A 20,424-nucleotide genomic window follows, 5' to 3' on the forward strand; every position below is an offset into this window, starting at 1 on the left:
GCGCGCGGTTCGCTCCGCGAACACATCGCGCTGGCGCTACGCGCCAGTCAATTTCCTTGCTCCGCAAGGAAATTGATACTGCGTCACTCCGTGACGCAAGAATTCGGAAATGCTCCGCATTCCCGAACAGAATTCGCTCCGCGAATTCATAAAAGCGCTGGCTAGAGGAAAGGGTGCGGGGCTCGGAATTCCCGGAATGGCATTCACCGAAGACTCCTGACAAACCGTCAGACGCGACCCTGGAAAAAGAACCCGGACCGCCTACCAGAACAGAACACCGACACTACCTCCTCTCCCAAATCACCCAACTGAACCACCACCACCCACAACACACAACCACCCACCGTTATGAACCGCGCGGGTAGCCCCCCGCAGTGATCCCATGCCCGGGTGCGCGCGAGTCTCCGTCTACCCTGCCTGTCCGCTTCGGGCTGGTCGTCTCTGAGCCTGGTCAACGGTTCGGATTCCTCGCGGTGATGTCACCGGTTTCGGCGCGGTCCCGGATCCAGGCGTCAGCTTCCTCGGCGCAGCCGGTGTCTTCCAGGATCTCGACGGCAGCGTTGCGCGCCGCAAGGTCGTCCCGAGCACGCACGCAGCTGCCCCTGGCGCAGGCTCACACCACGTCCCAGCGCCCTCCGTTCGCTGTGCTGGCCTCCCGCACCAGCATGGCCCCGGGCTTCAAAGCGCAACGCGGCCGTGGTTCACAGTCGGCCGGGCCTGCGGCTGCTGGTAGAAGCGTTGGGGAGGGTCCGAGCGGACGGTGTGGCGCTGGCTCACTGCCGGCCCGGACGGACTCGCCCCGGTACCAAGCGGGGGCGGGTCTGTTATGACGGCCGAGGTGTGGCAACTGCGCGCGCCGCCGGTCCCGGCAAGCATTTCTACTCGGCCTGACGCGTGGCGGTGATTGCCCCTCTTCCGCCGTATCACCACGCAACCACCCGCCTCTTAAGTACGATCTGATGCCTGGCCCTGAATCGCAATGTGGGACGGGTGAATGACGCCAGCGCAGAAAAATAAAGTCATCGAGCACTCCCTGACAGCCCTAGCCGTCATCTTCGGTAGCGTTGCATTTGCGTTGTCGGTCGTCGCGGGTCAAGCTCCCAAAATTAACTGGTCATTACTCATCGGCGGTATCGTGAGCACCGCCATCACGCTGGCCGTGGCAGCTGTCGAAAAGTACCGCGCAAACATACTGCGCAACGCAACAGAACGCCTGGCTCGGGAGGCTGAAGCCCGTTACGAGCTCATGGTCTCGGGCCTGACTCCCAGCGTGAAACATGTGGCACGGATTGCTGGTCTCTCGCTGTCGTCCCAACCACTCGATGCTCAACGCGTGGAGCGTTGTTCGTGGACGGCATTTACAGCCACTAGTTCGTACGTGAGAGCCACAGCAGCTTCACACTCTCAATCCGTCGAATACGGGTCACCGCGTCCCAGGAATGCATGCGAAGAGCGCCATCTGCACTGGTCGTCCTTTCTCGAAACGACCGGGTCTCGCTCTCGGCTTCGCGGGCGATGCAGGACGCTGGCGGTGTCGAGGTCGTCGTCGTGAAGGCCCGTCACGGCATGCATGAAATGGCTGGCGGCTTCAGCTGCCGCTACGGCGTTCAGCGGCATGACGCTGGCTGCTGGAACGCCGGGAACGTAATGGGCTGCTGCCTGGTCGGCGAGTGCTTGCATGTCGACGGCTAGATCCGTGGGATTGATCAGGCCATCGCACCACAGGCATCCGGATCCGGGCAGGAGGAGTCGGGTGACTGCGTGTATCTGCCCGACGGTGCCGTCGCGCACCGGGATCTTCGCGCCGGCTTGAGTGGCGGGGATGAGGTACTGGTGCACGGTGGCATTCGTGAAGTGGCGGGCAGCTGCGCCGTCGGCAGCAAGGAAGATCCAGTCGCACATGGTCAACTCATGCCGGACGTCGGGGCGTTCGGCCCGGGCGCGCAGGATAGTGAGTTCGATGCTGGGATTGGCCTGGTGTGCCAGGCGGGCAGCGAGTTCGGTCTTGGGCCGGCCCACGTTGTTATGGCCGGCGCCGGTCAGGCGCGGGAGGTTGGAGGCGTCCACGGTGTCGTCGTCGATCAGGACGAGGTGACCCCGAGGCGGGCGGGCGAGGAACTCGGTAAGGAGGCTGCCGATACCTCCAAGACCTACGACAGCGACGTGCATCTGTTGGAAGGTCTGCTGTCCCAGGTCACCGAAGACGCGCACTTGTCGGTCGTAGCGGTCGGGGAGCCCATGGTCTGTTGTGCTGCTTGCGGCTCGGCCAGCTGGGTTGGGGCGGGCACCGGTAGCCGACGCGTATGACTTGAGTCTGACCGGGCCGCGTCGGCTGACTCTGCGTCAGCTGGGAGAACCCTCCCCACTGCGCGCCAGCCTCGCCCGTCACATTGAGCCGCAACTCCGAGAGCTGCCCCCGTCGGGATATTTCCGCAGGCCAGTACAAGGACGCGGGCGACGCGCTGGGCATCAACCTGCTCGCCGACCCCTACCAGGTCGAGCGCAACGCCGCCGTCGCCTGGAAGACGGGCCTCTGGTACTGGAACACCCAGAACGGGCCGGGCACGATGACGGGCCACAACGCGATGGTGAACCAGGCCGGCTTCGGCCAGACGATCCGTTCGATCAACGGCTCGCTGGAGTGCGGCGGCAAGAACCCGGCGCAGGTCCAGAGCCGGTTGGACAAGTACACGCAGTTCGCGGCGATCCTGGGCGTGCCGACCGGCGGGAACCTCTCCTGCTGAGGTACTGAACGCTGCCAACCCCCCACAAAGCGGCCGCGGGCCGGGGAGAACCCACCTCCCACGGCCCGCGGTCATGTCACGTCCGGTCGGCGGCGGCGAGCTGTTCCTGGAGCCGGGCGTGGCGGAACTGGTAGACGGCCCCCGCCTGGCGCAGGACGCCCCGCCGATGAGCTTCGTCGAGGAACGCCATGAGCCGCCAGGGCAGCCTGCCCGTCCCGCACAGCCACAGGCGGACGACGAGCAGCCAGCCCCAGGCGCTCAGGGCGATGGCCAGCAGGCCGACCGGCAGCCAGACGACCATGGGCAGCCCCATGCTGTTCTGACTCATCGGCAGCGACCTGAGCAGGAAGACGCCGAGCGTGGTCCCGAACGCCATCACGACGATGCCCCGCGTGACCGCCGCCGCCCTGTCGCTGCGCAGGCCCGCCAGTGGGCTGGACGCCCGTGCGATGTCGACCGGAGTGGCCAGCCACCTGTGCACCCCGGCCGCGACACCAGTGATCACGCCGATGCTGAGGCCAAATGCCAGTCCGAAGGTCAGCGCGGCTTCGAAGAGGCGAAGGGGAGGGACGGCGTACAGCCAGTCCTCGACGCGTGGTGGCAGTTCGTTCTGGAACCCGGTGTCTTCGGCGAAGACGCCGTTGGGCAGCCCCACGCGCACGTTCGTGTAGCTGCCCCGGGAGAGGTGCAGCTCGATGGGACCGTAGAAGGTCGTGCAGTCCGGCTCGTGCGCGCAGTCCCGGACCTCGTCAGCGCCGAACCTCGCGTAACTCCTGCCGCCCCACGTGCTGACGACTCCGAGCACCGGTCCGGGAGTACGGACGAACCGTGTCCCGTCCGGGTGCCGGCCGTAGTGCCAGCCACCCGGTGTAAGGGCGTACGCGCCTCCGTCCGCCGTCCGGTGCACGACGGCGCCGGACGGGAAGTCTGCGTTCATCGAAGCCCGTGCGCCCAGCGTCGAGGCGTGGGCCAGGCCGAACGCGGCACCCAGACACAGACCGCCGAGCAGACCGACGGACAGCGGCCGCAGCAGGGCCGGGCCGGGACGACGGCGTCGCTCCCGCCTGATCACCGGTGCCGCCGCCCGGCCGGTGACGCCCGGCCACACGGCGAGCGCGACGACGAGCCCGGCGAGCGCGCCGATCGCCAAGGACACGGGCTCGGAAACGAATTCGGTCCCGAGCACGAAGGCGACGAAGGCCGCCAGCAGGACGGCTGCCACGCTCAGCACGCCCAGGACGGGAGACTGGAGCCTTTGGCGCCCGAGAAGCGGCATGGTGGACGGGCGGACGTCTCCGGCAAGACCGAGAACAGCGAGCATCGTCGCGGTGACAAGACCGGCGGCCATCGCCGCGGCAACCGGGCCCAGCCGTCCGCCCGCGTTGAAATGGATCGGGTTGAAGTCCCCCCAGGCGAATCCGAGACTGCCGGCGGAACCGACGGCGGCCCCCAGGGGTGCGGCGACCGCGACCGACAACACCAGCTCGCGCGGTATCCGCCACCGTTCGGCCGGCTGTCCGGAACGCGCCGCCCGGCCGGGTTCCGCCCATGTGCGGCCGCGCGACAGGACCACGTGTCCCGTACAGACCCCGGCGACGAAGGCGAGGGGTGTCGTGGGCTCCCCCAGGCCGACGGCGACCGCCGTCGCCATGCATCCCAGGAGCAGCACCGGCCCAAGGCGCCTGAGCAACCACGGCAGTGCCAGCCGCAGTTCCCACCATGCCAGGTCGCGGGTCCGCCGCCGCTCCAGGTGCCGGGCCAGAAAGCGGAGCCAGTGCCCGGCCCGGTCGGCGTCGGGGGCGTCCCCGAAGGCCGCGGGTACGAACGCGTCGAGGAAGTGCTGCTCCAGCGCCTCCGGGCCGGAGAAGCGCCCGCCGTCGAGCAGCTCCATGGGGTCGGCGCCGGTGTCGCCGTACACCGTGCGGGCCATGGCCACCATCAGCGGTGTGCCGAGGACCTGTCGCAGGGCGGCGCCGGACGGGTCCCCGGGGTGTGCGCGCAGCCGCGTGAGGACGGGGTCCCAGCACGTCGAGCGCTGTCCGTCGCTTCCCCTCAACGGGCGGGCGGTACGCACCAGATAGCGGCTCGCCTCCTTGAACGACAGCGGCTGGAGCTCGACCACGGCCGCGGAGGTGAAGACGTCCCCTGCCTCCACCACCTCCCCGTACACCTGAGTACGGCAGGTCAGCAGCACCGGACTGCCGGGGTCCAGCTCCGCGTTCAGCCGTCGCACGGCGTGGGCCCGCAGGGGTGCGGCGAGTTCGTCGAGACCGTCGAGGACCGGCAGGATGCGCTCGGCGGCCAGCAGCTCGCCGCCCCAGGTGGCACCCGGGTACGTCTGCGCGATATGGGCCGCCATCCAGGCGCTCAGGGTCTCGCGGTCCGGCTGCCAGGCGGCGAGCGGGAAGACCACGGGAACGGGCGCGCCGGGCTGCCACCGCTCCAGCGTGTCCAGGGCGTAGCGCACCGCGAGCACGGTCTTGCCGCCGCCCGGCCCGCCGAGAACCACCAGCCGCCGTGACGGCACCCGGTCGACGACGGCGGTGACGTTCCCCAGCCAGTCGCTCAGGTCCGCCGAACCGCCGATGTTCTCCTGATGGTCGGCCAGCCACGCCTCGGCCCGGGTCCACCGAACGGGCATCGGCTCGGGGTCCTGAAGCCTGCGCAGCCGCCACTCCTCGGTCCACTGCTCCCCGACGGCGTCGGCCAGTTGCCGGGCCAGGCGGTCGAGCCGTTCGTCCGACGCGGGCCGGCCGTCGCCCGTGGCGCGCTCGCGCATCCGCGAGACGGCCAGCCCGGTCACGGACACGGCAAGGCCGAGTACGGAGGTCAGGCCCGAGGTCTCGTAGAGATCGCCGTTCGCGCCCGCGACGACGAAGACGAGTCCCGTGACGAGCACGGCCGCAACCCAGACTCCGCGAATCGTCCAAATCCCGCCCATGCCGCGCCGCCCATACCGCATTGCACGGCCCCCCGTTGCGCCTCGCCCCCGCCCGAAGAATACGCTCAGCAACTGTGTGATCGCGGAACGAATGGGGAACTCGGGGGACTGTGCGTTCTCTCCCGGCCCGCGGCCACGGTGCGCCAGGCGAACGAGACCTCGCCCGGCCTGTATGGGGTCACCGGGCTCTACCGGATCTTCGAGGTGACCGAGGAGGATGAGGCCACCGGTGACCGGCCCCACGGCCCGACGCCGAGGAGCTCGCGCGTCGGCGGCACGTGATCACGATCATGGAAGCTGCCCTCGTGGCGGGCACCCGGAGCGGTCGGCGTGTGCATCCCGAGCTGTTCGGGCTCCTGACCGACTTCGTCACCCGGGCCGTCATCTTCCCCAGCGGGCTCGCCGAGGACGATGTGGTGCAGCGTCTGGCACCCTGAGGTGGGTTCATTCGAGCAGGTGCTCCGGCCGGACGCGTACCTCGCCCATACCGCGCTGCCGTATCGCAACCGCCTGTTGCCCCAGCTCCACCTCGCTCATGAGCGTCCAGATGCCCGCCGGTTCCTCGGGGGCGAGGACCGGGTGGGGGCAGCGGTGGCGTCGGCGGGTCTGGGCGACGCACTGGATGTCGTCGACGGGGCGGGCGGCGAGGTAGCGGCCGTACAGGATCTGCACCACGGGCCGGGCGGGCCGGCGCACCGGCTCCGCCGCAGAGTCGGTGCGCCGGCCGGGGGCGGGGTGAAGGCGCCGCTGTCGAGCAGGCGGCGGGTGCGCACGGCGAGGCGGCGGCGTAGTTCCGTCAGTTGCGGGGTCAGCTGCTGGGTGGGCTCGCGTGCGGGGGCACAGGACGGGGTGCGGGATGCGGCACCACCGGCTGCCGTCGCCCGCGGCGTGCGCGATGCCGGAGTCGACGTGCCAGCGGCAGGAGACGGGGACCGCGGCTGCGTCGAGTTCCTGCGGGTGCAGGCCGACGGGTCGCCCATGGGCGCGGGTGTACCAGTCGACGCGGTGGCCGCAGTCACGGCAGCGTTTGAGGCTGGGCGGTGCGCAGGAGCCGGCTGGGGCTGTCGGCGGCAACTCGCAGCGCCCGCGGGCGTCGAGAAGCGGCGGGGCTGCCGTCCCAGCGGCGGCTGGACGGGGTGGTGAGGGAACACATGGCCGCGAAGGTGGCAGGCGACGCGCCGCAGGCACGGTGCCCGGGCCGTCAATGTCCGGCGATCGGCCCAATGCGCTGGAACTGATGCGCGACTCGTCGCAGGCGCGTGCGATGCCGGTGACCGGATCAGGTGAACTGTCCCGGCCGTTGCGCCGGGGCTAGTCGGCGGCTTCCGCTCACCCGCGAACACGGCGGCCGCACTTGGCGCCTGGCCGACGTCTGCGCCGCATGCGCCGCCGCCACCCCCCACGCGGCCGCTGTCCCCGACATCGCCCTCAACGGCCCGCCACCACGGCAGTTACCCGTGGACGGCCGGGGCTTGGGCCGTCAGAGGAAGCGGGCAGGGCGGCCGCGCGGACCGTCCGAGCAGGTCCGCGTCCAGGACATGCTCAGCTACCTCGCATCCGCACTCCCCACCGGCACCAGCCCCGAAGCCCGACTGCTGGCAATTCAGTGCGCCCTGCGCTCCAACGGCCACGGGCACGTGCGGCTCCCCGCCGGATTCCTGCGCGGCATGCGCCTCCAGCACGCTGCGGCTGCCTGGCGCGAGCTTGAACGTCACCGGTGGCTGCACCTCCTCGATCAGGTCACCCCGTGCTGTCGCAGCCCAGCTGATCGACCCTCTCACCCAGTCCCCCGGGCGTCCCGACCGTCTCCAGGGCGCCGACTGGGTCTTGCGCATCACCTCACGCCCGCCCCTGAGGCACCTGGCGGCCGGTGTGCGGCTGGCCGCACTGGCACTGGAGGCGCACCACTCCCCCCGCCACGCACGCACCGGTGTGGAGCCGACCGCCTCAGCAGGGCATGCGGCATCGGCCCCGTCGGCCTCGGCCCGCTCCTCGACCAACTCCTCGCAGCCGGGACGATCACAGAATGGAGCCGCGACCCGCAGACCGACGACGTCCACTGGGCATTCCTGCGCCCCGGACAAGGCCCACCAGCAACATCCCCGCCAGGGTGGGCGAGTGACTGATCGTCGCACGGTGCTGCACCCGCCCGTGACCGGGCACCGTCAGAGCTCGGGGGCGAGGAGCGTGAGTCGCAGGAACGCAGCAGTGGCCAGCACGGCCGGGAGGATGAACCACCATGCGCGCAGCCACCTGGCCTTCACGAACAGGGCGGTAAGGAGCGCTGTCGCAACGCACAGGGCCAAGGCGAGGCCCGCGGCGAACCCTGAGTGGGAGACGGTCTCTCTGTCCCAGGGTCCTGCGGGCTCGGCCGCGTAGGCAAGGAACGCGACGTAGAGGGTGATCAGGTGTCCCAGGGCGAGGAACACGGCACACACCACGGTGCCGGCACGACTGGGTGCGTTCAGGCGCGGGGCCTGACGCTGCTGAGTCGAAGAGCTCGTGCCGCTCACCTCAGGGCCTCCTTGGCCTGGTCCACTCGGGTGTCGAAGCCTCGACCGTACGCCTGGGCGTCGTCGCTGGCGTAGTAGGGGCCGCCGTTGTAGCGGGCGGCGAGTTCCTGCATCTGCGCGCGGGTCATCTGCTCGGGCGGCACGTCGGCGAACCCGCTCTCGGCCTTGAGCTGGGCCAGGTACTCGGAGGCAATGAAGATGTTCTTCGCGGGGTCCTTCACCGCATCCACGATGACACTGCGCTGCATGTCGGTGAGGTTGTGCGGATCGTAGCCGAGTACCTCGGCGGCCCGGCGGACCTGGATCGCCATGGGACCCATCGAGGTCCGGTCGGGGTCCTCGCTGCCCGGAAGGATCTTGCGTCCTTCGTAGGCCAGATCGTCCAGGACCCCGGGGTCGCCCTGGACTTCCTGCCAGGCGATACCTGCGACCATCTCGGGCGGGAGGCCCGAGTCTGCTGCCGCGGCCTTGATGAGTTCCTTGTTGCCGGATATGTATTCGCGGCGCCCTTCGTCGGAGTTCGACGGCAGCCAGTAGTTGTTGCCCTGGCCATCCGGGAGTCCGTCAACCCGCGTCGAGATGCGGTACAGGCTTTCGGAGACCACGACATTGCTGCCGACCGTGGGGATCCCATCGGCCTTCGGCCCCGAGCCCGGCAGCTGCACGTTCGGGTTGTCGCTCGCCTCCCGCGCCTCCGTCTGCAGGGGCCCGAGCCCCTTGAGGAACTCCTCCGCATTCGGGATGGTGCCCTGATAGTCGGGGATCGACTTGTACGCCGCCTTGATGTCGGCGATGCACTTCTCTCGCGCCTCGGACTCGACGCGGAGGGCATCGCCATAGTGGCCCTTGGCTGGTTGTAGTAGCCCTCAGCCTCTTCGCGGATCGCGTCCACGTCGACGGTCACCTCGGCCAGGAAGTCCAGCACGCCGCTGGTCCCGCGCAGGTCTTCCCACTGCCGCAGGGGCTCAGCGGCCCGGGCAGTCGGGGTGATCGCCTCGGCCTCGCGGGACATGACTTCCGAGAGTTTTCCCTCGGTGTGCTTGCCGCTCTTGTAGTGCCCTTGGGCGGTGGTGACAGCGTCCGCATACGTGGCGAGCGCCGTCCCTGCCTTGCGGAAGGCCTCGGAGAGGGCGTCGGCGATGCTCTTGCTCTCCTTGAGCCGATTGACGTAGAGGTCGCGGGCCTCGCTCTGCCAGTCAACCTTGGACGCCTTGCGGAAGGCATCGTCGGTCGACTCGATCAGCGTGTAGAGGCGTCGGAACTCTGCGGCGTTGCGGTCGATGAGTGCCGGGTTGGCGTCCTCGAGGAACTCCACGTCCTTGCGGTATGCCTATGCCACAGCCGATCATCTGTCCCCGGGGGGCGACATAGCGCCCGCAGTCCAGCATCGCGTTCATCCGCCCCTGGACGTCCTGGTCGGTCCTCGTGTAGTCGTTGCCCGAGGCCTTGAGCTTGGTGGACAGCGCCGCGAGAAGGACGACCATGTCGTTGTACTGGTCTTTCGCGAACCGGGCGAAGATGTCGACGTTCGAGGCCACATCCGCATGCGCGCGCGGAGACCGGCACATCGTCGCGTTCTCGCCGTCCATCCGACCCTCGTAGAGGAGACCCGCGATCTCCATGAGCACATGCGAACTGCCGTTGATGGACGCGGCGTTCGCCGAGAACCCTTCGCCACCGGCTCCTGAACCACCAGGGTGATCGCCACCGCTCGGCGCCTGGTTCAACCGCATCTGCACCGAGTCCTGCCTGGCTGCCGCGGCAGCCTTCAGCCGGCCCCATTCCTCATCGAACGACACTTCGTCCGTCCCCCCGCACGTTCACATGATGCTGCGCGAGCACATGCCTGCACCCACACCCGGCCTGCCATACCTACTCGTCAATCGTGATCACGCATGGCAGCCAAGGCCTCCAACTCCGAACAAGCGGCTCCCATCGGATGGCTTCCCTCATCAGCGGGTCCCGATACAGCAGTTGCCTGCCTCCAGCTGTTCATCATGACGAGTCCATTGGAGCAACTCGCTTTTACTGCCGACTCGCACGCACCCTCAGCGCGGCCATCTCGTCGACGTCGGCGGTCAGCCCCCAACGCTGGTGGTCAGATGCCTGGTCGGCGTAGGCGTCGCACTTGGCGGGAGTGCCACGTGTATTCGGGAGTGCCACGTGTATTTAGGGTGGAATCGATGCGGATCTTCCCCGAGGCAGGAACAAGGTCGGGGTACTCGGCGGCGCCGCCGATGACCGTCTGCTTCGTGTCGTAGCAGATGATGCCCACGTGGGCGTTCTTCAGCGGCGCGTTGGCCGGGTTGCTGATCTCGAAGGTTCCCGTTGTCTCGCCGTACTCGTCCTTGCCGATGGTGACGGCGCCGGTGCTGATCTCGGGGAACGGCTTGCCGGAGAAGGCGCCATTGCCTTCGACGAGGAGGGTGGCCTCGAACCTTCACGGCCTTCTCGTTCGCCGGAACGCTGGCCTGGGTACCGACGACGAGCAGCTGTTCCGGACGGCTGAATGACTCAACCTGGCTCTCACTGCTGATGATCTTGCCGGTTGATTGAGGATGTTGAACTGGACGGTGACGGTCTGCCCGACCTTCTTGGAGTCGTTTCGAACGAGCGATGTGACCCACACGAACTCGTCGCGCTGGCCGAAGCCGCTGGAGATCAGGTGTCGGAGGTGGCGCAGCCAGTGAGCGCCAAAGAGAGCATGCAGGCTGCCACTGTCGCGGTCCGGAGAGTCATGGTTCCTCGTCTGTTGAGGGACGGCTGAGTGTTGACAGGGCAGGAGGGCAGCAAGCAGCTCCGGGTGACGGCCAGACCCGTGTCAGGTGGGGTCCGACCCTGGCCGTCATGCGCTGCGGCCCGGCTCAAGCCCGCCCGGTCGCCGCCTTAGGCGGCTGCGCCCTGGTAGTCAGTGGCGGTTCCAGGACTTGCTGTCGATGAGGCGGCCGCGGCGATTGCGCTTCCGGACGCGGGCCTTGGCCGCGGCTGCGGCGCGGATGGAGTCCTGCGTTCCGGACGCGGGCTGTTGGATGCGTCGCCGCTCCGCTTGCTGATTCTCGTGGCGGTTCTCGGGCTCGCGCTCCCAACGTGCCAGATTCCAGCGTCCGGCGGTACGTCGGCTCGTCCGCAGCAGACCTACAACATGCGCAGCGTGTGCTGTGCCCCGGGCCGGGATCACCGACCGGGCGCTGACGGCGTTTGCTCGCGCCGGGTCGGCATCGCGTCGAAGCGTCCCAGAAGCTTGATCAACGGCTTGGGCGGCTGGGCCTGGGAGACCGACTTCGTATCGCCGAGGCTCGTCACCGACTGGATGATCCTCTTGCGGGCCGCTTTGATCTTCTCGTGCTCTTCCAGGCTCCTGAAGTGGTCGGCCTGTTCCCGCTCGAAGTCCTTGATGGCCTCCTCCGCACCCAGCTCGGCGGCGAGGATCAGCCGCAGCCGGTTTCCGGCGCTGGAGGCCAGTTCCTGCTGGGCGTTGGGCGTCGGCGGCAGGTAGACGTGCCGGATCGTGCGGCGTGCCTCCGGTTCCGGGTCATCCAGCAGCCGACCCGCCGACCAGGCGGGGCGCTGCGGTCTGACGTCGGCGGCCGGTCGGGCGAACTGGACGGTGTAGCGGGCCCGGTGGCCGTCCGGCAGGCCGGGCTCCTCGGCCGCACCCACCAGCGCCTGCAGGTGTGTGCCGGCCTCCACAGGCTCCAACCCTCCGTACACCGCGGTCAGTTCCGCCCCGCCCTCGGCCCAGGGATGGACGTCGTCGGCCTCCCGCCACCTGCTGCGCCGCCCGTCCAACGGGTCGGTCAACAACTGCAGGGCGTCGATGAAGTTCGACTTGCCCGCGTTGTTCTCACCCACCACCACCGTGACGCCCTGCCGCAACGGAACATCCATGTCCAGCAGCGACTTGAAACCCCTGGCTTTGACCCGCCCCAGATACAACTTCCACCCCTGTTTCCCCTGGCGGAAGACTATCGAGCCCCTGCCAAATACGTTGCTGCGTAGCACAGTCCGGTCGGTACGCCCCTCGACCACGCCCCCAGCAGTACGCACTCCTCGCCTGTCTCTCGGATGTGGTTGCTGTGCCCAGCCTCAAGGCGATGCGGACAGCAGCGGACACTGTGGCGGTGACGCCTGTTCCGTACTCATCACCGGGTACCCGCCCGGGGAGGCGACGGCTTTCTGCATCCCTGGTTCACGATCAAGGGCCAGCGGCATCGAGGGGGGACGCCGGCGCGGTGAGTGACGGCCCACCGGCCCCCGCCGTGGTGTCCTGCCGTCGTGGGACGCCCACATTGCATGCTGTCGGTGTACATCTCCAAGCACTCCGCCCCCGCAGATGATGCGCCCGTTACCGAATAGTTCCATCCGGTACGAGGTATCGCTGAATCAGGCGTCATTTGTGTGATTGTCGGCCGGAGGTGGCCGTGTGCCTGGTAAGGATTGTCCTGATTATTCGTCATCAGGTGCAGCGCTGTTTTCTGGGGGGATTTATGGCTGGCGGGTCGATCACGGTCCAGGTCGGGGAGACCGAACTCCTCGTGGAGACGGTGCAGGCAGGCGGCACGCAGGCCACCTCGCGGGTGGGTGACGCGGCGGAGAGTGTGCGCGAGGCTTTCGTGCGGGCTCAGACCGCGATCGTGGAGGTAGCCACGTCCACGATGGCGGTGCTCGACAGGGCGGGGCGGCGGGCGGCACGGCCGGACGCGATGGAGGTGGAGTTCGGGCTGAAGTTCTCCGCGCAGGGGAACGTCATCGTGGCGGGCTCAGCGGGTGAGGCCACGCTGCGGGTGAAGCTCACCTACAACCGTGGTGCTACGGAGCCGGCCACTGGTCCTGCGGCCGGTCCCGTGGCGTCTGCCGACTCGGGGAGTGGCGCCATTTCGGGTTCTGCGGGGGCATGAGGTGAGCGCTCACGGTCCGGCCCTGGCGGTACCGGTACCTGGGTATCTGGGGAGGGTCCTGGACGCCGGCGGCGCTCCGGCCGGGACGTGTTTCCAGGCAGCGCCCGGGCTGCTGGTCACCGCCTGGCACGTCCTGGACAGCATCGGGGCAGGCGGGCTGGGGGCGGAGGTGTCCGTGGACCCGCTGGCGGGCGGGAGCGCCTTCGGCGGAACCGTGGCGGCACTCGACGCGGTGCACGACCTGGCGGTGATCCGTGCGCAGGAAGTGCTGGCGGCGTCGATGGCCGGATGGGACCGCACCGACGACCAGCAGCGCGGCGCCGAAGTGGTGATCACTGGCGCGCCCGAGGTCGAGGACGTACACGAGTACCGGTACCTGGACGCGCGGGGAACGTGCGAGGGCGGGACCATGCGTGACGACGCGGTGCCGCTGGGGCGGGCGAAGGCCCAGGACGTTCTTCCCGGGATGAGCGGGGCACCGGTCCGCCGCGCCCTTGACGACCATGTCATCGGTGTCCTGTCCGCCCGCTACAACAGCGCGGACGGATGGCTCCAACACAGCATCTGGATCGCCCGGACCGAAAACCTCGCCCCCCTCCTGAAGGGCCTGGCTCCCCTCGCACTGCCGGCGGCCATGCTGCCCGCGGACGGTGCCGAGCTGACCTTGCACATCGGCCCGGACGAGGTACGGCTCAGCGGAGCCGGTCCACAGCCGGCTGTGGCCGGACACCACGGAGTCCGGCCCGCTCTGCTCACCGCGCTGGACGAGGTCCGACAGGCCCGGTTGAGGGCAGCAGCGGAAGCGCCAGCGGACGCACACATGGCAGCCGGTGGTGGGGCGGTGTACCGCGGGAGCGGGACCGTGCAGGAGGTGTCGGTGGCGGCCGCCGTGCAGCGGGCCGGCCGACTGCTGACCGAGGCGTTCGTCACCGGGGATGTGGCCCAGGCGCTGGCCGGTGTGCTGCGGCAGGCCGAGCGCGAGCACAAACCGGTCCGGCTGTCTGTGCAGGCCAACGGACCGGCCGGGCGGCTGCCGTGGGAGATGCTCACCGACCCCGACACCGGCCTGCCGCTGGCCCTGCGCCCGCAGATCACCCTCTACCGGAAAACCCCGACTCACGCCGCGTCCGCCCTGCCGGGGCCGCTGCGGATCCTGGTGGCAGTCTCCGGGCCCAAGGACAGCAGCGGCGGAACGCTGGACTACGAACGCGAACTGCGCAACGTCCTGGCCTCCGTACGCTCGGCGCGCCAGGGCAGAGCCCGGGTGCGGATCGTGCCGTTCGCCACCACCGCCGCGATCCGCGCCGAGCTGGGACGCGAGCGGTTCCACATCCTGCACCTGTCCGGCCACGGCAATCCCGGACAGTTGGAACTGGAGGACGACGAGGGCCAGTCCCGGCTGGTGGACGCCGACACCTTCATCACCGAGGCCGTTCCCGCAGGGCGGATGCCCCCCGTCGTCGCGCTGGCCGCCTGCCACACCGCCACCGGCGACAGTGAACGGCCGTCGTTCGCCGCAGGCCTGGCCGCCCACGGCGCCGCCGCCGTGATCGCCACCGAGACCTCCATCACCGACATCTACGCCACCCGCGTCTTCGCCCGCATCTACAGCACCCTCGCCGCCCACCCGACCGCGGACCTTATCCACGCCGTCGCCCAGGCCCGCCGTACCGTCCACACCGACCTCGCCCGCTCCCCCAACGCGCGCGAACACAAGATCGCCGCACTGGAGGAATGGTCCGCCCTCACCGTCCTCGCGGCCACCGGCACCCTCCCCCTCCTGCACGGGAACACCCCCGACAACAACGCGGGGAGCGACCGCAGCGAGGGAGAGGGCGAGGGCGTCCCGGCTCAGGGACGGCCGCGGCTGGACGGCCTAGTGGTCCGTCCGGAAGGAGAGTTCGTCGGCCGCCGCCGCGAACAACGCGCCTGGCCCCGCACCCTGGACTCCCCCGCCACCGCCGGCCTGGTCCTCCACGGCATAGGCGGCATCGGTAAGACCACCCTCGCCGCCGAACTCGTCCTGCGCATGCAACACCTGCGCCCCGCGTGGACCCACACCGGGCTCACCGGAGAAATCTCCGCCGACGACTTCTTCACCGCCGTCACCGACCCCTTCCTCCCCCACCCCCCAGCAACACCCGGACCGGGACAGACGCAAGGACAGATGCCGGAGCAGACAGGAGAGTCAGGTGTGGTCCTGTCCCGGCAGCAGCACGCATACCTGCTCCAGGCCCGCCGCAGCGATCTGCCGTGGCAGCAGCGCCTCAAACACCTGCGCAAGGCCATCGGCGACATCCCCGTTCTGGTCAGCCTCGACAACTTCGAAGACAACCTCGCCACAGCTGGCGGCTCCGCCCCCGCAGCCTCGTACACCGCTGCGACAGCGCATGACGAACACGGCGACCCTGGCGGGATGCGGATCAGCGACCCGGATCTGGCCGGCCTCCTGGCGGCCTGGGTCCTGGATCCCGGCGACAGCAAACTCCTGATCACCTCCAGGTTCCCGTTCCCGCTGCCCGGCCACGCCCACGACGCACTCGTCTTCGAACACCTCGGCCCCCTCACCCACGCCGAAACCCTCAAACTCGCCTGGTCACTCCCCGCCCTGGACCGGCTCACCGAACCCGAACTCACCCGCGTCTGGCACCTGGTCGGCGGCCACCCCCGCGCCCTGGAATACCTCGACGCCCTCCTCAACAATCGCGTCGCCCGCTACCCCGACATCACCCACCGCCTCGCCCAGGCCCTCCGCAACAGACAACGGCAAGAAGCCGCCGCCCCTGCGCTCTCACCAGCCAACGGCACCGCCACCGCAGCACACACAGCGGGCGAGAACCGTGGAAACAACGAACCGGAAGGCACGGAAAGGACCGGCAGCGGAAGGCTGGACGTACGCCTCGCCGAAACCGCCACACTCGCCGCCGACGAGGTTCTCCTGCCCGACCTGACCGCACGCCTGTCCCCCGCCGCCGGGACCCTCCTCAACGGCGCGGCGGTCTACCGCGAGCCCGTCGACATCAACGCCCTGCTCTTCCAGACCGGCACACCTGACGACAATGCCGCCACCACCCCCGACACCGCCGCCGCATGGAAGCGCATCAGCGACATCCTCACCGCCGCCGGCATCCCCCTCGACCAACCGGTGGACGCCGGAGCCCTGCCTGCCGGGCTGCAGCAGGAACTCGCCCCCCATCTCGCCCAGACCAGGCAACTACCCACACCACCCCGCACCCGGCCCGCCGGCCTTGAACAGCTCATTACCCAATGCGCCCGTACCGGCCTGCTCCACACCGACCGGCGCACCAGCCGGTTCTTCGTCCACCGCTGGACCGCCACCGAACTCCACCGCCACACCCACAGCAACGACGGCATCGAAGACATCCGCCAGGCCCACCGCAACGCCGCCGCCTACTGGCTGTGGCGCGTGTCGAGATGGCCCCAAGCCCCGGACGCGGACATCCACGACGGCCTCGAAGCACGCCACCACCTGCTCCAGGTCGGCGACCTCGAACAAGCCGCCCAAGTCACCGAACACGCTTTCGTCATGCTGCGAAACCGAAGCGCATGGAACCGCGCCCGCACCCTCATCACCACCACCCGCACATGGCTCCCCCCCGACTCACCCAGACACGGGGCCTGGATCCACGAACTCGGCAACCTCGCCTACCTGCAGGGTGACCACGACGAGGCCCGACGCCTCTACCAGCAAGCCCTCGACACCTTCCAGCGCCTCGGCAACCAGGCCGGCACCGCCAACAGCCACCACCAGCTCGGCATGATCGCCCAGCACCAGGGTGACTACGACGAGGCCCGACGCCTCTACCAGCAAGCCCTCGACATCGAACAGCGCCTCGGCGACCAGGCCGGCACCGCCAACAGCTACGGCCAGCTCGGCAACCTCGCCTACCTGCAGGGTGACTACGACGAGGCCCGACGCCGCTACCAGCAAGCCCTCGACATCAAACAGCGCCTCGGCAACCAGGCCGGCGCCGCCACCAGCCACCACCAGCTCGGCAACCTCGCCCAGCATGAAGGCAGCTGGGAAGAGGCGGTGTCTTTCTATGGAAAAGCGCTGACGGTGTTCGTCCGCCTGCAGTCACCACACGTGGGGACCTGCGTGCGGCAGCTTGGGCCATGCCGTGAAGCACTGGGCCACGAGCGGTTCACGGTGCTGCTCTGCGAACAAGCAGGTCAGGAGATGACCGAGGTGGTCATGGGCTTGCTCAACGAGGGCAGGGAGAACAGCGGATAGGGGCGCGGGAGGCGTCTCGGAGCCGACGGGCCGGCGGCGGTCGGCGGGTGGTCGGTTACGCAGTCCGCCGCAGGAAGGCGGCCGCGGTGATGCCGTTGACAGCGACGTCGGACAGAGCGTCCTTCGCCAAGGGCAGCAACTCATCGAGACCGAAGCAGTGCGCCGCGCCAGGCGTCAGCGGTGTGGGTGACAGCCACGGCCGCCGCCGTGGTGGGCGACGGTGAGAGCGTGCGCCTTCGCCTCGAGCCCGGCCAATCCGAAAGCCCCTTGCGCCTCCCGCACCCCACAGCGAGGACCCGGGTGTCCGCGCGGATCGATCACGCTCAGCGGATCCGGCCCTATAACGCGTCCGAGCGAACTTGCTGTCGTCCGGCGCACGTTGCGGCGTAGCAGGTCAATGCCCCACACGTTCAAGATCGAGACAGAAGTCCGCAGCTCAGCAGCTTCCGTCTACCGTCCACCCCCACTTGAAGTGGCACAGGTCACAGGCCCTCCATGGACTGCATCTCTCGCTGGACGTGACACCGAGCATCGCGCGCCCCAGTCCGCGTCCCCGCGCATCGGGCTCCACCCCGATCCACCACAGGACGCCGATGCCCTGCTGCGGCAGACCCACAACCGCCTCGGCGACCGTACGGCCCCCCTCCCGCGCTTCCAGACGCCGCGCACTCGTCCCGCTGGGATCAGGCCCCACCGTCACGTGAGCGAGGCGCGGCAGACCCTGCGCGGGCAGATCGGCCCGCATGTACCGCCACAGCCGCTCCCCCGAGAAACCAGCCCGCTCCAACGCCTGGGCGGTAGCGGGCCGGTGACGGACCGCCAGAGCTTCGAGGGCAAGGGTCAGGGCGAAGGCGAAGTGGAACGCGTGGACGGGCCGGGGTCCGAGGGCGGCGACGGCGTGACTGATCAGCGCCTCTGCGGTCCGGGCGTCCTCCCGACAGTGCAGCCACAGCAACTGTCCGGTGTCGTTCTTTGGGGCGGATCGCGGAGGAGACGACTCCGGCAACGGCTCCTGCCGCGTCTACGGCTACCTGGGTAGTCGGCTGCTCCAACTCGGCCCACCATCCCGCATCCACCGGCGAGCGGCCTAGGGTCCGTCTTCAAAGATCATCCGGGTGGTGGATCATGGCCGGGTGGGCCGACATGAACTCACCGATCAGGAATGGGAGTTACTTGCTCCCCTCATACCCCGGGCCGTGACCGGACGGCCTCGGGTTGACGACCGGCTGGTCGTCAACGGCATGGTCTACAAGATTCGCACCGGGATCAGCTGGCGTGACCTGCCCGAACGCTACGGCCCATGGAAAACGGTCTACACCCGCTTCCGCCGATACGCCCTGGAGGGCGTGTTCACCCACGCCCTCCAGCAGATCCAGGCCCAGGCCGACGCGGCCGGGGACATCGACTGGCTGGTCCAGATCGACTCCACCATCGTCCGAGCCCACCAGCACGCCGCCGCCACCGGCCGAAAAGGGGGAAGCACCGGCAGGACGAACCAGACGATCACGCCCTCGGTCGATCCCGAGGAGGCCTGACCACCAAACTCCACCTCGCCTGCGACGGCCGCGGCAGACCCCTGGCCATCCTCCTCACCGCAGGCCAACGCCACGACGGCGTGTGTGCGCAACCCTTGCTGGAACGCATCCGAGTGCCCCGCACCGGCCTTGGCCGCCCACGCTGCAGACCTGACCACGTCATCGCCGACAAGGCATACAGCTCCCGCGGATTCCGCACCTACCTGCGACGACGCGGCATCGGCCACACCATCCCGGAGAAGACCGACCAGAAACGGCACCGCCGCAACAGAGGCAGCCGCGGCGGCCGGCCACACGGCTTCAACCCGGCCACCTATCGCCGACGCAACACAGTCGAGCGGTGCTTCAACACCCTCAAACACTTCCGCGGCCTCGCCACCAGGTACGACAAGACCGCCACCTCCTACGAAGCAGCGGTCAGCCTGGCGTCGTTCCTACTCTGGGCAAGATCCGTTTGAAGACGGACCCTAGTACGACGTGGTGATGCAGACCATCAACCGCCGTGCCTGACGGTTGCAGCGAACTTGTCGTCGTCCAGCGGCCGAACTGCTCGGCGGACATGAGCTCCTCCCAGAACCTCGTTGGACGGTTCAATTGCACGGCACGACAGTCGTCCAGGGACACGCGTCATCCCCGTCGCTGCGGCCCTTTCCTTGCTCCACGAGGATGCCCGCCGCGACTGACATCGTCAGGAGTAGAGATCAAGCCCCCTTCCGGCCCTCTGCGGGCAGACAGGCCGCGGCCGTCTGACTCAGTAGTCGCCGAGCCGCGCGGTCGCCGCGGGATTCCTCGCCAGCCAGTCGACGGCGCTCGGGTTCTCGCGCAGCCACCGGCCGCACACCGCCCAGCGGATCCTCGGACTTCCCTCGTCGCGGAGAATGACATCGGCGACGAGCGGTGTGCATCTGGCGGCGACCCCGTGCGCACTGCACGCCCTCCGCTCGTTCGTGTACGGCTCGATGCACTTGATCTGCGACTTCATCCGTGCCTCCTTCGACCCTGCCCGAGTCCGCGGCGTACTTTTCGGGCAGCGCGAAGCCGTCGTACACCTCGTCGGACCGGGCCTTGAGCCGTTGCGCGACCGCGTCGGGGTCGGCCGAAGGATACGGCGCGCCGTTCCACACGACGTTCCCCGCCACCACGGCAGCGACTAGCAGCGCCACCATCACGAGCCCTGTGACGGCATACAGGACGGACCGCCCGGAGGCCCGGGCTCTAGATACAGGGCTCTTGAACATGCATGTGACGGTAGGCGTCAGCATTGCGCGACGCATGAGTAGCCGTACCCAGGAGAGTTCTGGAGCACTCACGAAGTCGGGAGCCGAAGCGACGAACGCAGAGAGCCACGGCAGGAGGCTTCTACGAGTTCGACGTCGCTCACGGCGCGGCCTCGCAGCGCCGGGTCACACGGCAGGCGGTCCGACAAACCCAAGCTGCCGCTGAGCCAGACGGCTTGGACAATCAATCCATTCCACGCAGGTCAGGGAATCGGGTCCGACTATCTTCCGTGTCAAAGGACATCCGGCGACGTGTTGGGG

At 68.9% G+C, this 20,424-nt stretch carries 16 protein-coding genes and 2 pseudogenes; 6 read left to right on the forward strand and 12 right to left on the reverse strand.

The window, feature by feature from the left end:
• Positions 1 to 451: 451 nt before the first annotated feature.
• Both ACZ3H8_RS36180 and ACZ3H8_RS36185 read right to left on the reverse strand, forming a co-directional pair.
• On the reverse strand, positions 452 to 592 hold the full coding sequence (locus ACZ3H8_RS36180) for a hypothetical protein (RefSeq protein ID WP_467409038.1): 141 nt from the start codon (positions 590 to 592) through the stop codon (positions 452 to 454).
• Positions 593 to 1,404: 812 nt separating this feature from the next.
• A complete protein-coding gene (locus tag ACZ3H8_RS36185) occupies positions 1,405 to 2,211 on the reverse strand; it encodes a ThiF family adenylyltransferase (protein WP_467409040.1) in 807 nt (268 codons plus the stop codon).
• 230 nt (positions 2,212 to 2,441) lie between these two features.
• Here ACZ3H8_RS36185 and ACZ3H8_RS36190 point away from each other — a divergent pair.
• Positions 2,442 to 2,744, forward strand: a pseudogene (locus ACZ3H8_RS36190) (chitinase); the annotation flags it as partial.
• Positions 2,745 to 2,820: 76 nt separating this feature from the next.
• Here ACZ3H8_RS36190 and ACZ3H8_RS36195 read toward each other — a convergent pair.
• Positions 2,821 to 5,643, reverse strand: coding sequence for an NACHT domain-containing protein (locus ACZ3H8_RS36195; protein WP_467409042.1), 2,823 nt, complete (start codon positions 5,641 to 5,643; stop codon positions 2,821 to 2,823).
• Positions 5,644 to 5,823: 180 nt separating this feature from the next.
• On the opposite strand from ACZ3H8_RS36195, the gene ACZ3H8_RS36200 reads away from it, so the two are divergent.
• Positions 5,824 to 5,967, forward strand: a complete 144-nt coding sequence (locus tag ACZ3H8_RS36200; RefSeq protein WP_467409043.1) for a hypothetical protein — start codon at positions 5,824 to 5,826, stop codon at positions 5,965 to 5,967.
• A gap of 8 nt (positions 5,968 to 5,975) precedes the next feature.
• Positions 5,976 to 6,122, forward strand: coding sequence for a hypothetical protein (locus ACZ3H8_RS36205; RefSeq protein ID WP_467409044.1), 147 nt, complete (start codon positions 5,976 to 5,978; stop codon positions 6,120 to 6,122).
• A gap of 7 nt (positions 6,123 to 6,129) precedes the next feature.
• Here ACZ3H8_RS36205 and ACZ3H8_RS36210 read toward each other — a convergent pair whose 3' ends face one another.
• From ACZ3H8_RS36210 to ACZ3H8_RS36240, 7 genes and pseudogenes are all read right to left on the reverse strand, one after another.
• Positions 6,130 to 6,381 (reverse strand): hypothetical protein, encoded by a 252-nt coding sequence (locus tag ACZ3H8_RS36210; protein WP_467409108.1) that lies wholly within the window; start codon positions 6,379 to 6,381, stop codon positions 6,130 to 6,132.
• A 162-nt stretch (positions 6,382 to 6,543) separates the two neighbouring features.
• Positions 6,544 to 6,873 (reverse strand): annotated as a pseudogene (locus ACZ3H8_RS36215) (DUF6083 domain-containing protein); the annotation flags it as partial.
• A 977-nt stretch (positions 6,874 to 7,850) separates the two neighbouring features.
• Positions 7,851 to 8,198 carry a hypothetical protein gene (locus ACZ3H8_RS36220; RefSeq protein ID WP_467409047.1) on the reverse strand — a complete coding sequence of 116 codons (348 nt, stop codon included), beginning with the start codon at positions 8,196 to 8,198 and terminating at the stop codon, positions 7,851 to 7,853.
• A complete protein-coding gene (locus ACZ3H8_RS36225; protein WP_467409048.1) occupies positions 8,195 to 8,863 on the reverse strand; it encodes a hypothetical protein in 669 nt (222 codons plus the stop codon). Before ACZ3H8_RS36225 ends, ACZ3H8_RS36220 begins: the two co-directional genes overlap by 4 nt.
• 531 nt (positions 8,864 to 9,394) lie before the next feature.
• Complete coding sequence (locus tag ACZ3H8_RS36230; RefSeq protein WP_467409049.1) at positions 9,395 to 9,997, reverse strand: hypothetical protein; 603 nt, start codon at positions 9,995 to 9,997, stop codon at positions 9,395 to 9,397.
• Between the two features lie 226 nt (positions 9,998 to 10,223).
• Complete coding sequence (locus ACZ3H8_RS36235; protein ID WP_467409052.1) at positions 10,224 to 10,361, reverse strand: hypothetical protein; 138 nt, start codon at positions 10,359 to 10,361, stop codon at positions 10,224 to 10,226.
• A 1,011-nt stretch (positions 10,362 to 11,372) separates the two neighbouring features.
• On the reverse strand, positions 11,373 to 12,245 hold the full coding sequence (locus ACZ3H8_RS36240) for an AAA family ATPase (RefSeq protein ID WP_467409053.1): 873 nt from the start codon (positions 12,243 to 12,245) through the stop codon (positions 11,373 to 11,375).
• A 440-nt stretch (positions 12,246 to 12,685) separates the two neighbouring features.
• Here ACZ3H8_RS36240 and ACZ3H8_RS36245 point away from each other — a divergent pair, with 440 nt between their 5' ends.
• A complete protein-coding gene (locus ACZ3H8_RS36245; protein ID WP_467409054.1) occupies positions 12,686 to 13,096 on the forward strand; it encodes a CU044_2847 family protein in 411 nt (136 codons plus the stop codon).
• 1 nt (position 13,097) lies between these two features.
• Positions 13,098 to 17,351, forward strand: coding sequence for a tetratricopeptide repeat protein (locus ACZ3H8_RS36250; protein WP_467409056.1), 4,254 nt, complete (start codon positions 13,098 to 13,100; stop codon positions 17,349 to 17,351).
• Positions 17,352 to 17,787: 436 nt separating this feature from the next.
• Here the strand turns inward: ACZ3H8_RS36250 and ACZ3H8_RS36255 are convergent, their stop codons facing one another.
• On the reverse strand, positions 17,788 to 18,306 hold the full coding sequence (locus ACZ3H8_RS36255; protein ID WP_467409057.1) for a hypothetical protein: 519 nt from the start codon (positions 18,304 to 18,306) through the stop codon (positions 17,788 to 17,790).
• Between the two features lie 178 nt (positions 18,307 to 18,484).
• Between ACZ3H8_RS36255 and ACZ3H8_RS36260 the strand changes: the two genes are divergently transcribed.
• Positions 18,485 to 19,344 (forward strand): IS5 family transposase gene (locus tag ACZ3H8_RS36260; protein WP_467409059.1). Its coding sequence is split into 2 segments (ribosomal slippage): positions 18,485 to 18,851 and positions 18,851 to 19,344, totalling 861 coding nucleotides; the frame shifts between segments, so codons are not numbered across the junction.
• Between the two features lie 293 nt (positions 19,345 to 19,637).
• Here ACZ3H8_RS36260 and ACZ3H8_RS36265 read toward each other — a convergent pair.
• Positions 19,638 to 19,868 carry a hypothetical protein gene (locus tag ACZ3H8_RS36265; protein ID WP_467409061.1) on the reverse strand — a complete coding sequence of 77 codons (231 nt, stop codon included), beginning with the start codon at positions 19,866 to 19,868 and terminating at the stop codon, positions 19,638 to 19,640.
• Positions 19,869 to 20,424 lie beyond the last annotated feature (556 nt).

It is taken from the genome of Streptomyces sp. NPDC002868, assembly GCF_055563295.1.